The organism is Brevundimonas pishanensis (assembly GCF_022750635.1).
GTDB lineage: Bacteria > Pseudomonadota > Alphaproteobacteria > Caulobacterales > Caulobacteraceae > Brevundimonas > Brevundimonas pishanensis.
In genome coordinates, this window is sequence record NZ_JAJKBG010000003.1 from 368,863 (window position 1) to 381,695 (window position 12,833).

Annotated in this window: 12 protein-coding genes; 8 read left to right on the forward strand and 4 right to left on the reverse strand. The window is 61.3% G+C overall.

The features are described 5' to 3' along the window. Nucleotides 1-2 precede the first annotated feature (2 nt). A complete protein-coding gene (locus tag LOX95_RS08150; protein ID WP_242913973.1) occupies nucleotides 3-941 on the forward strand; it encodes an MlaD family protein in 939 nt (312 codons plus the stop codon). Further along, nucleotides 938-1,573, forward strand: coding sequence for an ABC-type transport auxiliary lipoprotein family protein (locus LOX95_RS08155; protein WP_242913974.1), 636 nt, complete (start codon nucleotides 938-940; stop codon nucleotides 1,571-1,573). The genes LOX95_RS08150 and LOX95_RS08155 overlap by 4 nt, the downstream gene beginning before the upstream one ends. Before the next feature lie 64 nt (nucleotides 1,574-1,637). Here LOX95_RS08155 and LOX95_RS08160 read toward each other — a convergent pair whose 3' ends face one another. After that, nucleotides 1,638-2,288, reverse strand: a complete 651-nt coding sequence (locus LOX95_RS08160; protein ID WP_242913975.1) for a 3-oxoacid CoA-transferase subunit B — start codon at nucleotides 2,286-2,288, stop codon at nucleotides 1,638-1,640. 5 nt (nucleotides 2,289-2,293) lie between these two features. Further along, nucleotides 2,294-2,995: a CoA transferase subunit A gene (locus tag LOX95_RS08165; protein ID WP_242913976.1), complete on the reverse strand. Its 702-nt coding sequence runs from the start codon at nucleotides 2,993-2,995 to the stop codon at nucleotides 2,294-2,296. Nucleotides 2,996-3,170: 175 nt separating this feature from the next. On the opposite strand from LOX95_RS08165, the gene LOX95_RS08170 reads away from it, so the two are divergent. After that, entirely contained in the window at nucleotides 3,171-5,606 is a 2,436-nt protein-coding gene (locus LOX95_RS08170) for a S9 family peptidase (RefSeq protein ID WP_427846573.1), read from the forward strand. A 38-nt stretch (nucleotides 5,607-5,644) separates the two neighbouring features. Here the strand turns inward: LOX95_RS08170 and LOX95_RS08175 are convergent, their stop codons facing one another. Both LOX95_RS08175 and LOX95_RS08180 read right to left on the reverse strand, forming a co-directional pair. After that, nucleotides 5,645-5,938, reverse strand: a complete 294-nt coding sequence (locus LOX95_RS08175) for a hypothetical protein (RefSeq protein WP_242913977.1) — start codon at nucleotides 5,936-5,938, stop codon at nucleotides 5,645-5,647. A gap of 72 nt (nucleotides 5,939-6,010) precedes the next feature. Continuing rightward, nucleotides 6,011-6,901, reverse strand: coding sequence for a LysR family transcriptional regulator (locus LOX95_RS08180; protein WP_242913978.1), 891 nt, complete (start codon nucleotides 6,899-6,901; stop codon nucleotides 6,011-6,013). 107 nt (nucleotides 6,902-7,008) lie between these two features. Between LOX95_RS08180 and LOX95_RS08185 the strand changes: the two genes are divergently transcribed. The 5 genes from LOX95_RS08185 to LOX95_RS08205 all read left to right on the forward strand — a co-directional run bounded on the left by LOX95_RS08185 (nucleotide 7,009) and on the right by LOX95_RS08205 (nucleotide 12,826). After that, nucleotides 7,009-9,162, forward strand: coding sequence for a malate synthase G (locus LOX95_RS08185; protein ID WP_242913979.1), 2,154 nt, complete (start codon nucleotides 7,009-7,011; stop codon nucleotides 9,160-9,162). Nucleotides 9,163-9,423: 261 nt separating this feature from the next. Beyond that, nucleotides 9,424-10,056, forward strand: a complete 633-nt coding sequence (locus tag LOX95_RS08190; protein ID WP_242913980.1) for a hypothetical protein — start codon at nucleotides 9,424-9,426, stop codon at nucleotides 10,054-10,056. A gap of 148 nt (nucleotides 10,057-10,204) precedes the next feature. Then, the gene (locus LOX95_RS08195; protein ID WP_242913981.1) at nucleotides 10,205-10,969 is read left to right on the forward strand and encodes a hypothetical protein; all 765 of its coding nucleotides are present in this window, start codon (nucleotides 10,205-10,207) and stop codon (nucleotides 10,967-10,969) included. Between the two features lie 72 nt (nucleotides 10,970-11,041). Next, a complete protein-coding gene (locus LOX95_RS08200; protein ID WP_242913982.1) occupies nucleotides 11,042-11,806 on the forward strand; it encodes a hypothetical protein in 765 nt (254 codons plus the stop codon). A 177-nt stretch (nucleotides 11,807-11,983) separates the two neighbouring features. After that, nucleotides 11,984-12,826 carry a fimbrial biogenesis chaperone gene (locus LOX95_RS08205; protein WP_242913983.1) on the forward strand — a complete coding sequence of 281 codons (843 nt, stop codon included), beginning with the start codon at nucleotides 11,984-11,986 and terminating at the stop codon, nucleotides 12,824-12,826. Nucleotides 12,827-12,833 lie beyond the last annotated feature (7 nt).

Below are 12,833 nucleotides of genomic sequence, written 5' to 3' on the forward strand. Positions count from 1 at the left end.
AGATGGAAAGAGACGCTCATTACGCTGCGGTTGGCATTGTGACGGTGGCCCTGCTTGTTGCACTGGCCGTGTTCACGATCTGGCTGGCACGCCTGCAGTTCAACAAGGACTACGACGTCTATGACATCGTATTCTATGGCCCTGTACGCGGTCTGTCGGAAGGTGGTGAGGTCCACTTCAACGGCATCCGCGTCGGCGAGGTGACGGACCTGAACCTGAACCCTGTGAAGGGCGATCAGGTGGTGGCGCGCGTTCGTCTGAACGGTACCACGCCGGTGCGTGTATCCAGCCGCGCGCAGCTGGAGCCGCAAGGTATCACCGGCCTGAACTACATTCAGATCACCGCTGGCGATCCGAACACGCCGTTGCTCAAGACCAAGTTCAACGAGCACGAAGTGCCTGTAATCCAGTCACAGGCCAGCCCGCTGGCGGAACTGCTGACCGGTTCGGGTACGGTGCTGGCGCAAACGGTGGACGCGCTGAACCGCATCAACCGTGTGCTGTCCGATGACAACATCCGTTCCTTCTCGTCCAGCGTCCGCAACGTCGAGGCGATGACGGCGGAACTGAATGCCCGCAAGGGTATCCTGATGGAGCTGGAACAAACGCTGCAGAAAGCGAATGCTGCGGTAACCGAATATGGCCTGCTGGCCAGCGACACGCGCCAGATCATCAACACCGACGGTGCCGAGGCCATTGCCAACATCAAGACGGCTTCGGATGAGGCCCGCGCGGCTATCGCCTCTATCAACCGCTCGGCGACGGGTCTTGAGGCGCCTCTAGGCGAGTTCGGTACGACGACAGTGCCGCAGATCAACGACGCTGTACGTCAGTTGAATCAGGCCACGCGCTCGCTCGAAGACCTGATCGAGAATGTCCGCCGCAGCCCGCGTGAATTTATCGGCCGTGCTCCGGCCAAGGAAGTCGAGGTTCAGCCATGATCCGTCTGTCGTCTGTTGCTGTGGTGGCTGCGGGCCTGACCCTGTCGGCCTGCGCGGTCCTGAAATCGCCCGATCCAATCCAGACCTACCGCTTCGGGACCGTTCCCGCTTTCGGCTCGGTGGATCAGGGCAGCGTGCCGAACTGCTCGCGAACCGGGGTGAACCTGCGCCGGATGGAGTTCAATACCGCCGCGCGGGGCGACCAACTGCTGACCGCGACGGGCAACGAGACCGCCTATATCGGTGGTGCGCGCTGGGTGGGACAAGCTTCGACCCTGTTTGAGGAGGCTCTGCAGGAAGGCTTTGCTTCGGGCGCGCCTTGTCTGCGGGTGACGAGCGGGCCTCTGACGCGGGACGGCTTGAGCCTGTCGGTCGATGTACGCCGTTTCGAGACGGTCTATTCCGCGCCCGGCGCTGTGCCCGAGGTGAAGGTGGGCGTGTCGGTCCAACTGCTGCGTCGCGGCGACCGCTCGATCCTGAAGGATGCCCGTTTCGACGTCGTCCAGCCAGCGGATGCCAATCGGGTCGGTTCTATTGTGGCGGCCTATAATGCCGCAACCGCGGACACCATCCGTCAGATCGTAGAGTGGACGGTTACCGAAGTGGCCTCAGCGCCGCCTTCCGACGACTGATAAAAAGCTAAGAGCCGGAAGTGAAGACTTCCGGCTCTTTCTTTATCGGCTTTGGAATAGGCTCTTAGGCCAGACCAGCGGCGACCGTGTACTCGGCCTCGGTCTTGGAGGCGACTTCGTCCAGAGTGACGCCGTCGGCCAATTCAATCAGTTCCAGACCCGAACCGTCCGGCTTGACGTCAAAGGTCGCCAGATCGGTGATGATGCGGCTGACCACGCCCGTGCCGGTGAGCGGCAGGGTGCAGGCCTTGAGGACCTTGGACTGGCCGTGCTTGTTGGCGTGCTCCATGACCACGACGACGCGCTTAACGCCCGCCACCAGGTCCATCGCGCCGCCCATGCCTTTGACCAGCTTGCCCGGGATCATCCAGTTGGCGATGTCGCCGTTCTGGGCCACTTCCATGGCTCCGAGGATGGACAGGTTGATGTGGCCGCCACGGATCATAGCAAAGCTGTCGGCGCTGCTGAAATAGGCGCTTTCAGGGATTTCCGTGATGGTCTGCTTGCCAGCATTGATCAGGTCGGGGTCTTCTTCGCCCTCATAGGGAAAAGGGCCCATGCCCAGCATGCCGTTTTCCGATTGCAGGGTCACCACCATGCCCTCGGGGATGTAGTTGGCCACCAGCGTCGGGATGCCGATGCCTAGGTTCACATAGAAGCCGTCCTGCAGTTCTTGCGCGGCGCGTTCGGCCAGTTGTTCGCGAGTACGAGCCATAGTCCTTATGCCTCCTTCTGGCGGACAGTGCGCTGTTCGATGCGCTTTTCCGAAACGGTCTGGATCAGGCGGTCAACATAGACGCCCGGAGTGTGGATGTGGTCGGGATCAATGGAGCCGACCGGCACGATTTCCTCGACCTCGACGACGGTGACCTTACCGGCGGTGGCCATCATCGGGTTGAAGTTGCGGGCGGTCTTGCGGAACACAAGGTTGCCGCGCTCGTCGGCCTTCCACGCCTTGATGATGGCGAGGTCTGCGACAAGACCGGTTTCCATGATGTAGCGGCGACCGTCAAAGGTGCGCTCTTCCTTGCCTTCAGCGACCAGCGTGCCGACGCCGGTTGCGGTGAAGAAGGCTGGAATGCCGGCACCGCCGGCGCGAATGCGCTCGGCCAGCGTGCCTTGCGGGTTGAACTCCAGCTCCAGCTCGCCAGCCAGATACTGGCGCTCGAACTCTTTGTTCTCGCCCACATAGGACGAGATCATCTTCTTGATCTGGCGGGTTTCCAGAAGCTGGCCGAGGCCGAAGCCGTCCACGCCCGCATTGTTGGAAATGACTGTCAGGCCTTTGACGCCGCTGTCACGCAGACCGGCAATCAGGTTCTCGGGGATGCCGCACAGTCCGAAGCCACCGGACATGACGGTCATGCCGTCAAACGTCAGTCCCTCCAGCGCGGACTTCACGTCAGCGAAGATCTTTCCCATGGCTCTCCCTTTTTTCACCGTCTGATGAATATCGCGGTCTTACCTTCCCATAAAGGGCGAAACGACGTGCGGCAAGATCGCGGACACATCGGTACAATATCCGGCTGTCGGTTGACGTGAACGGCAACGCCTCTCAAACACGTTCACATTAAGTCATCGCATCTGGAGGGCGTTCATGCGTTTGCGAAACTTCTCGGTAGCCTGTGCGGCTTTGTTGCTGGCCAGCGGGGCACCGATGGTGGCCTTTGCCGACAGCCCGACCTACCAACAACCGCCTGCACCGATTGCACAGATCCTTGATGCGGCCCCGACACCGGGTGTGAGCGTCAGCCCTGACCGCAAGACGCTGTTGCTGACCGAGCGCAGCAACCTGCCGTCAATTCAGGAACTGTCCGAGCCGATGCTGCGTCTGGGCGGTTATCGCATCAATCCGCGCAATAACGGTCGCGCCAATTCCCAGATGAGCTGGGTGAAGGGCCTCAGCTTCCAGCCTGTCGAGGGCGGTGAAGCCCGTCCTGTCTCGGGACTTCTGGCCAACGCCCGCCTGACTTCGGCAACCTGGTCGCCGGACGGCCAGAAGGTCGCCTTCCTCGTCAACGCTGAAAGCGGTCTGGAGCTGTGGGTTGCCACGGTGGCCGATGCCAAGGCCAAGCGCCTTACGCGCGGCATCGTAAATGCGACCGCCACCAGCGGTTTCGACTGGCAGCCTGACAGCAATGGTCTGCTGGTTCTGACAGTGCCGACCAATCGCGGTCCGGCACCGGTAACCGACCGCCCTCCGACGGGTCCGGTCGTGGACGAGACGGGCGGCCGCGTGGCTCCTGTCCGTACCTATCAGGACCTGCTCAAGGACCCGATGGACGAAGCCCTGTTCGACTACTATTTCACCGCCCAACCGGCCTTCGTAAATCTGGACGGCCGACTGCGTACTGTGGGGCAGGCGGGTGTCTACATCGGCGCATCGCTGTCGCCGGATGGCCGCTACGTGCTGCAGACGCGCGTGAAGAAGCCGTACTCCTATATTGTGCCGACCAGCCTGTTCCCGAGCGAAACGGTTGTGACCGACCTGAACGGTCGTGCGGTGCACCAGTTGTCCGATCTGCCGCTGCGTGACAACATCCCGACCGCATTCGATGCTGTCGCAACCGGTCCGCGCGCCGTTAGCTGGCGTGCCGATGCCGATGCGACCCTCGTCTGGGCCGAAGCCCAAGACGGCGGCGACCCGCGCAATGCTTCGGAAGTGCGCGACCGCGTCTTCATGCTGCGTGCACCGTTCAATGATGCCGCAGTGGTGTTGGCCGATCTGAAGTCGCGCTACGCGGGCACCCAGTGGGGGCGTGACGATGTGGCCATCGTTAACAGCCGCTGGTTCCAGAACCGTCAGGAAACCCGTCTGCTGGTCAATCCGTCCAACCCGCAGCAACAGCGTGTGCTGGTGCAGCGCAACTACCAGGACCGCTACAATGATCCGGGCTCCGTTATCGTCGAACCCAACGGTCGTGGCCGCAGCCTGATCCGCTTTACCGCCGACGGTCAGAAGGTGTTCGTCACCGGTGCAGGCGCGACCCGTGAAGGGGCCTATCCGTTCCTTGACGTGATGGACCTGAACAGCGGCGCAACCGAGCGTCTGTGGCGTTCGGCGCAGGGCGAGTACGAAACGCTCGTCGGTATTCTGGACGAGGACGGCCGTCGCCTTCTGACCAGCCACCAGACCAAGACCCAGCCGACCAACCTGCGTATCCGCAATCTGGATGGAAACGTCACGCCGCTGACCAACTTCCCCGATCCGGCTCCGCAACTGGCCGACGTTACCAGCCGCCTGATCACCTATACCCGCAAGGACGGTGTCCAACTTTCGGGCACGCTGTATCTGCCGGCTGGCTATGACAAGGATCGTGACGGGCCGCTGCCGCTGCTGATGTGGGCCTATCCGGCAGAGTTCACCGATGCGGCCGTGGCTGGTCAGGTCGTGGACAGCGACAACCGCTTCGTGCGCCCGTCGGGCAGCAGCCACCTGTTCCTGCTGACGCAGGGTTATGCCATCCTCGACAACCCGACCATGCCGATCATCGGTGTGGACGGTGCCGAGCCGAACGACACCTATATCCAGCAGCTGTCGGACAGCGCCGAAGCGGCGGTGAGTGCGGTGGTGGAACTGGGCGTTGCCGACCGCGAGCGTATCGCTGTGGGCGGTCACTCCTACGGCGCGTTCATGACGGCAAACCTGTTGGCGCACACCGATCTGTTCAAGACCGGTATCGCGCGTTCGGGGGCCTATAATCGCACCCTGACGCCGTTCGGCTTCCAGGCCGAGCAGCGCAACTATTGGGAAGCGACCGAAACCTATAATGCGATGTCGCCCTTCACCTATGCCAACAAGATCAATGAGCCCATCCTGTTGATCCACGGTGAGGCGGACTCGAACTCGGGGACTTTCCCGATCCAGTCGGAGCGCTTCTATGCGGCGCTTAAGGGCAATGGCGCGACTGCGCGTTACGTTGTCCTGCCGCTGGAAGACCACGGCTACCGCGCCCGCGAAAGCGTTGGTCACACCCTGCACGAGATGGCCAGCTGGCTTGATCGCTGGATGAAGCCTCAGGCTGAACAATAAGAACGGGAAAGGCGGGAATGAACTTCCCGCCTTTTTCTTTAGCGCGTCGGGGTGGGTGCAGGGGCGGGCAGGGCCTGTGTCGGCTGATCGCCTTCGAATACGGCGCTGTCAGCGGCCTTTTCGGGCACCGAACGGTCCACATGGCCGCCGTTGACACTATAGAGAATAAACAGGCCGAACAGCGCCGCCGCCGCCCCTAGCGTCGAGATGACGAGGATGGGGACGATGGATTTGCCTTTGCCACCACCGCGTACATAGCCCGCATCAACAGGACGTCCTTCGTGTACGGCGTCAGCGGCCTTGTCGTGACGGTCGGGTTCTACCGGCTGCATAGGGGCTTCCTTTGGCTTCAGTTGTAGTCTGAAACCAACCCTCAGCACTCATTCGTAGTTCCCCACTGTCGATCAGCGATCCCAGTCCGGAACCTCTCCGTAGAGCGCCGATACGAAGCGGATAAACGATTGCACCCGCGTTTCCGCCCGCGCTCGCCCCGCTGTCAGGGCAAAGATCGCGACATCGGATGCGCCACTATATTGCGGCAGAACGATCTGCAGCCGCCTGTCTTTAAGCTCCTCGCCCACATCCCATGTCGAACGCAGCGCGATACCGGCACCAGACAGGACCATTTCACGAGCGACTTCGGACGAGTTGGTCCTCACGCGGCTGCGGGCGCGGAAGGTGGTGGGCCCATCCGGGCCTTCCAGCCTCCAAAGCGACTGGTTCTCGGCAGCCAGTTGAGCGTGATCGCGCAGCGCTTCCAGCGTGTCCGGCGCGCCGTGGCGCATAATATAGTCGGGGCTGGCGCACAGAACGCGGCGGTTGGGTGCCAGCTTGTGCATGGCGGGATTAGCGTCGTCATAGGCCCCGATACGCACCGCCACATCCACGTCCTCTGCCATCAGGTCCACAAAGGCATCGGTGAGGTTCAGCTCCAGCGTCAGGCGCGGGTTGTCTTCCAGAAAGGGCTGCAGATAGGGAGCCAGCCGCCTGCGCCCGAACGAAGTGGGGGCGGTCACGCGCAGCAGTCCACGCGCCTGGGTGGTCCGTCGCGACACAGACGCTTCCAGATCTTCGACCCCGTCCAGCAGTTGTAGTGCCCGCTCATAGACAAGCCGGCCCGCTTCGGTAGGAGCCAGGCGCCGCGAGGTGCGCTCGATCAAGCGCACTCCCAGCCGGTCCTCCAGACGCGCCAGCCGTCGAGAGCCAACCGCAGGTGACAAATCCAGCCTGCGCGCGGCCGCCGAAAGGCTGCCTTCCTCGATAGCACGTATGAAGATTTCATATTCAGCCAGCATGGGTCCGTTCCATCTTTGCAATTTATGCAAAGATAAGCGTCATTCTTCGCCATGGATAGCGAAGATATGCACGGTTAGGGTAGGGCATTGCATTCAGGAGCCTTCCGATGACCCAACCGATGATCCGCTATGGCACGCTCAGTGTGGCTCCGCAGCTTGAGGCCTTCATTCGCGAACAAGCGGCACCGGGCACGGGCGTCGCTCCCGAGACCTTCTGGTCGGTGATGCAGGGTCTGGTGGACAAGTTTGCGGGCAAGAACCGCGAGCTATTGGCCAAGCGCGATCAGCTGCAGTCGCGACTGGATGGTTGGCATCGTGCGCGACCGGGTCAGCCGGACCAGCGCGAGTATCAGGCGTTCCTGCGCGAGATTGGTTATATCGAACCTGAAGTGGCCGATTGCGTCGTCACGACCACCGGTGTTGATCCCGAACTGGCGACGATGGCGGGACCACAGTTGGTCGTGCCGCTGACCAATGCCCGCTATCTGCTCAACGCCGCGAACGCGCGCTGGGGCAGCCTGTACGACGCATTTTACGGCACCGATGCGCTGGGCGATCTGCCCGCGGCGGGCGGCTATGATCAGGAGCGTGGTGGCAAGGTCATCGCCAAAGCGCGCCAATTTCTGGACAGGGCTGCGCCCCTGAGCGCGGGCAGTCACGCCGATGCCGCCGCCTATCGCGTCGAAAATGGCAAACTCGTTGTGGCTCTGGCTGACGGCACTGTGACGAAACTGGCTGACGAAACCGCCTTTGTGGGTTTCGGCGGCGATGCCGCGTCCCCTTCGGCGATCCTGTTACGCCACAACGGCCTGCACTTCGAGATCAGCATAGATCGTGATCATCGCATCGGTGCCAGCGACCCTGCGGGCGTTGCGGATGTTATCGTCGAGGCGGCGTTGACGGCTATTTGCGATGCGGAAGACAGCGTCGCTGCGGTGGATGCAGAGGACAAGGTGCTGGTTTACGCCAACTGGCTGGGACTGATGCGGGGTGATCTGTCGGCGCGGTTCAGCAAGGACGGTCAGTCCATGGACCGGACAATGAACCCTGACCGGACCTATTCAGCACCGGACGGCACGTCGTTCACCCTTAAGGGGCGCAGTGTTCTGTTGAAGCGCAACGTCGGCCTGCATCTGACTACGGATGCCGTCCTGGACGCCGAGGGGCGCGAGATTCCCGAGAATATCCTCGACATTGCCGTGACTGGCCTGATCGCGCTGCACGACCTTGAGCGCACTGTCTCGCAGCGTAACAGCCGCGAGGGATCGGTCTATGTGGTGCGTCCCAAGATGCATGGCTCCGAAGAGGTTGCCTTCGCCAGCGCCCTGTTCGGCGCGGTCGAGAGCGGATTGGGACTGCCGCCACTGACCCTGAAAATGGGCATTATGGATGAAGAGCGTCGCACCAGTGTCAATCTGCGCAACTGTATCGCGGCGGCGCACGATCGTGTGGTCTTCATCAATACCGGCTTCCTGGATCGTACGGGCGATGAAATCCACTCCATGATGGAGGCGGGGCCCGTCGTTCGGAAGGAGGCCGTGAAGGGCACGGCTTGGATCAAGGCGTATGAGGACCGCAATGTCGATATCGGGCTGACGGCAGGACTGTCCGGCCGTGGGCAGATCGGTAAGGGCATGTGGGCGGCTCCCGACCGCATGGGCGATATGCTTTCCACCAAGGCGGGACACCCCAAGGCAGGGGCATCGACTGCATGGGTCCCGTCACCGACGGCTGCCACCCTGCACGCACTGCACTATCATGCGGTGGATGTCTGGTCGGTGCAGCGCGACTTGGCCCACCGCGCCTCGACGGGGCTGGAGCCTCTGTTGACCCTGCCGTTAGCGACCGAGGTGCCGGAACCGGACGAAGTGGTTCGCGAACTGGAAAACAACTGTCAGGGCATACTGGGCTATGTCGTGCGATGGATCGATCAGGGCGTCGGATGTTCAAAGGTGCCGGACATTCACGACGTGGGATTGATGGAAGATCGTGCCACCTTGCGTATCTCCAGCCAGCACATTGCCAACTGGCTGCACCACGGCTTCACCAATGACGAACAGGTGATGGCCGTGCTCAAACGAATGGCGGTGGTGGTGGACCGCCAGAACGCAGGCGATCCGTACTATCGCCCCTTGGCACCAACCTATGATGACCATGCCTGGCACGCATCGGTTGCATTAATTTACAAAGGACGCGAGCAGCCCAACGGTTACACCGAACACTTGCTCACGGCCTACCGTCGTAAGGCAAAACAAGCTTAAGCGTCGCATTTTAGAACACTATATTTCGAGGCACCCCATAAGTTTGGGGTGTCTCTTTTCGATACAAACGCTTGCAAAAGTCGCAAACGAGCCATAAACGGCTTGTTTGTTAACTTTGCTTAACCACGTTCTCCCGATTTTCGGCCCAAATCAGGGCTTATTCGTATCAAAACGGGATGGCACGGGTTTTGGAAGGTTAGCCTGTGACCGGTCCGAGGGGGATCGGTCCTGCCGCATGAAGTCGCGGAGGGGGACGTTCTTATGAGCGAATGCGTCACGCTTAAAAACACGCGCCGCGAGAAAGGGCGCACCGGCTTAGCTGGTCTGATGGCGTTCGCTGTCGCCTGTGGTGCGTTCGGTTCGGCGTCGGCCCACTCCCGCGGTCCGGTCATTATCGGTCCCGACCCCACCTTGCCGACCATGCCGATGGGCGATGTTGTGTCGAACACCGGCTTCGACGTTAGCGTCGTCGGTCGTATCTCGTCGCGCTGCCAGCTGGGCGAAGGTCGCGAAATCGACTTCGGTGATCTCAGCGTTCCCAAACAAGCCACGGCTTTGCTTGGTATTGAGTGCAATGTGCCGTTCGATCTGGCGATCAAGGCCCGCAATGGCGCGCTCAGCCACACGACCCTGCCGAACGGGCAGGGCGGATTCTCGGGTGCTCTGTCCTACGGTCTCAGCATTGATGTTCCGGTTCTTGATCCGGCCGAGCGTGTTGTTTCGGGCCGCTATCAATCTCTGGATCTGCGCAACGGCGTCACCCTCAGCAGCGATAATGCAATCGCCAAGGGTGGTGCTCTCCTCAAGTTTCAGACGGGCGTATCTGAAGGTCACGGCCTTTTGGCTGGTCAGTATTCAGAGACGATCGTCCTGACTATTGCTCCAAGAATGTAAATATTGGGAGCATACATTCCGGTTTCATCAATAAAGGTGAATTCGGTTTTTGTATCCGGTTCGTAAATGTATGAATCAAACAGTTTAGTTTTACCGATCCGATCAAGAGTTTTGCTTGATCTGCTTTAAAACAACAGGAAACTTGAAAATGAAAATCTCGCATATCCTGGCTGGTGCAGCCGCTATCGCTCTGGTTGGTTCGGCTGCAAACGCTGGCACCATCAACCAAGGTCAGTTCTCGGTCCCGGGCACGAACAACCACGTTAATGTGGGCGGCGGTCTGCTTGGCTTGGGGAACCTCGGCAATGCCGGCGGCGGTCTCGGCGGCATCAGCCAGACCTTCTCGGCTTGGCACGCTGTCGGTGCCTCAGCTGGCAACAACGGTTCGGCTTCGGGTTCGGACGGCGCGACCTTCACCCTGAAGGGTAAGGTTGACACCGACTGCGCCTTCTACTCGGGTTCGGCCCAGAGCCACGAACTGGACTTCGGCACCCTGGGCATCTACGCCTCGGACAACACCGGCCCGGGTCTGGCCTTCGACATGGTCGCTCCGGCTTCGGTCGCCATCTACACCAACCTGGCTGGGTGCAACACGGCTAACACCGTCAAGCTGACCAAGAACCACGTTGATGGCCTGCGTAACACCGGCAACACCGGTGGCTACGACACCGCAGTGTTCACCGCCAACCTGCCGTTCACGGCTGCCGCTTCGTACACCGCAGTGGCTCAAGGCGCTCAATCCAACGGTACGGTCCAAACCCTGACCGCTGGCCTGAACCAACTGGACGCCCAGAACACCCACGGTGCCTGGAAGTCGCCGCTGTCGTTGACCGTGACCATCCCGGTTCCGTCGAAGGCTCTGCTGGCCGGCACCTACAACGGTTCGGTCGCCATCGAGATCTCGGCTCTCTAAGCCAAGACAAGAAACGACCTCGGGGCGGCCTTTCCGGTCGCCCCGAACCCTATTTTATAAAGCAGGATTACCATGAAGAAGCTCGCTCTCTCGGCTGGCGTTGCCGCCCTCGTTCTCGTTGCAACGTCGGCTAACGCCCAGAACATGCTCAACAAGGGCCAGTTCAACCACTCGATCACTAACATCAACGTTGGTGCGGGCCAGCCTGCAAACAACCTGCAAGTTGCCCAGGGTCTGACGGTTCCGGGTTACCAGTTCAACGGTCGTGCTGCTTGGCACAACGTTGGCACGGTTGAAGGCAACAACGGTTCGGCTTCGGGTTCGGACGGCGCGACCTTCACCCTTAAGGGCAAGGTTGACACCGACTGCGCCTTCTACTCGGGTTCGGCCCAGAGCCACGAACTGGACTTCGGTACCCTGGGCATCTACGCCTCGGACAACACCGGTCCGGGTCTGGCCTTCGACATGGTCGCTCCGGCTTCGGTCGCCATCTACACCAACCTGGCTGGCTGCAACACGGCTAACACCGTCAAGCTGACCAAGAACCACGTTGATGGCCTGCGTAACACCGGCAACACCGGTGGCTACGACACCGCAGTGTTCACCGCCAACCTGCCGTTCACGGCTGCCGCTTCGTACACCGCAGTGGCTCAAGGCGCTCAATCCAACGGTACGGTCCAAACCCTGACCGCTGGCCTGAACCAACTGGACGCCCAGAACACCCACGGTGCCTGGAAGTCGCCGCTGTCGCTGACCGTGTCGATCCCGGTTCCGTCGAAGGCTCTGCTGGCCGGCACCTATAACGGTTCGGTCGCCATCGAGATCTCGGCTCTCTAAGGCTTCAGTTCCTGAAGACTAAGTGGCGCCCGGTCCAATGGACCGGGCGTTCGCTTTCCCTGTGCAGTGCCCGGTCCCGAGTGGCGCAAGCATTGCTGTGAGTAGTGTCGCGGGGCGTGTCCTGTCCCGTCTTTGTACAGTCGCCCGGCGTCATACCCCACACGGAAAGACCAACCCATGCTCTCACGTTCTTCGCGTAAGCCTCTGATGAAACGCCTTCTGGCCGGCAGTCTGGCCTTGGGCATCGGCATGGCCAGCATCGGCGCTGTGGCGTGGGCAATGCGCGTGTCTCCGATGGTGGCCGAACTGTCGACATCCGGCGCTGGCTCGACCGCCCGTATCGAAGTGGGCAACATCGGCAATGCGCCGCTGCCGTTTGAAACTCTGCTGACCCGCATGGAGCTGGACGCAGACGGCAACGTGGTCGAGACGCCTGCCGACGAAGATTTTCTCGTATTCCCGCCGCAGGGCATTGTGGCCGTTGGTGGCCGTCAGGTTGTCCGCGTGCAATGGATCGGCAGCCCTGATCTGCAGGCATCCCAAGCCTATTATCTCTGGGTGAAGCAACTGCCGGTGGCTACGACGCCGGAGCCCAATGACACGGGTGGATCGGCATCGGTACAGGTGCTGTACACGATGAAGGCTCTGATCGTGGTTGCCCCGAACGGTGCGCAGCCGGACGTCCGCCTTGTCGAAGCCAAGCCCGTTAAGCTGAGCGACGAAGAGATCGCCGCCATCAACAGCCGAGCCGAAGAGGGCGCTGTCAGCCCCACCCACGGCATCCGCGTTACGGTTTCCAACCAGGGCCGCCGCTATGCGCTTATGAGCGGCGCGAACTGGGTCATCGAAGGCACCGATATCTCGGGTCAGGTCTTTGCCCATCAGTTCACCGGTGACGAAATCTCGGCATCTGTCGGCGTGGGCTATCTGCCGCCGTTGAACGGTCGCCGCACCTTCACCCTGCCGACCCCGGTCGAACTGGACGGTAGCAAGCCCGTCAACGTTCGCTTCACGCGCTGAGGACGGT

Coding starts and splice junctions, on each gene's coding strand:
- LOX95_RS08175 (WP_242913977.1), bottom strand. CDS start 5,938: ATGCAGCCGGTAGAACCCGACCGTCACGACAAGGCCGCTGACGCCGTA.
- LOX95_RS08170 (WP_427846573.1), top strand. CDS start 3,171: ATGCGTTTGCGAAACTTCTCGGTAGCCTGTGCGGCTTTGTTGCTGGCC.
- LOX95_RS08185 (WP_242913979.1), top strand. CDS start 7,009: ATGACCCAACCGATGATCCGCTATGGCACGCTCAGTGTGGCTCCGCAG.
- LOX95_RS08205 (WP_242913983.1), top strand. CDS start 11,984: ATGCTCTCACGTTCTTCGCGTAAGCCTCTGATGAAACGCCTTCTGGCC.
- LOX95_RS08160 (WP_242913975.1), bottom strand. CDS start 2,288: ATGGCTCGTACTCGCGAACAACTGGCCGAACGCGCCGCGCAAGAACTG.
- LOX95_RS08150 (WP_242913973.1), top strand. CDS start 3: ATGGAAAGAGACGCTCATTACGCTGCGGTTGGCATTGTGACGGTGGCC.
- LOX95_RS08200 (WP_242913982.1), top strand. CDS start 11,042: ATGAAGAAGCTCGCTCTCTCGGCTGGCGTTGCCGCCCTCGTTCTCGTT.
- LOX95_RS08190 (WP_242913980.1), top strand. CDS start 9,424: ATGAGCGAATGCGTCACGCTTAAAAACACGCGCCGCGAGAAAGGGCGC.
- LOX95_RS08155 (WP_242913974.1), top strand. CDS start 938: ATGATCCGTCTGTCGTCTGTTGCTGTGGTGGCTGCGGGCCTGACCCTG.
- LOX95_RS08195 (WP_242913981.1), top strand. CDS start 10,205: ATGAAAATCTCGCATATCCTGGCTGGTGCAGCCGCTATCGCTCTGGTT.
- LOX95_RS08165 (WP_242913976.1), bottom strand. CDS start 2,995: ATGGGAAAGATCTTCGCTGACGTGAAGTCCGCGCTGGAGGGACTGACG.
- LOX95_RS08180 (WP_242913978.1), bottom strand. CDS start 6,901: ATGCTGGCTGAATATGAAATCTTCATACGTGCTATCGAGGAAGGCAGC.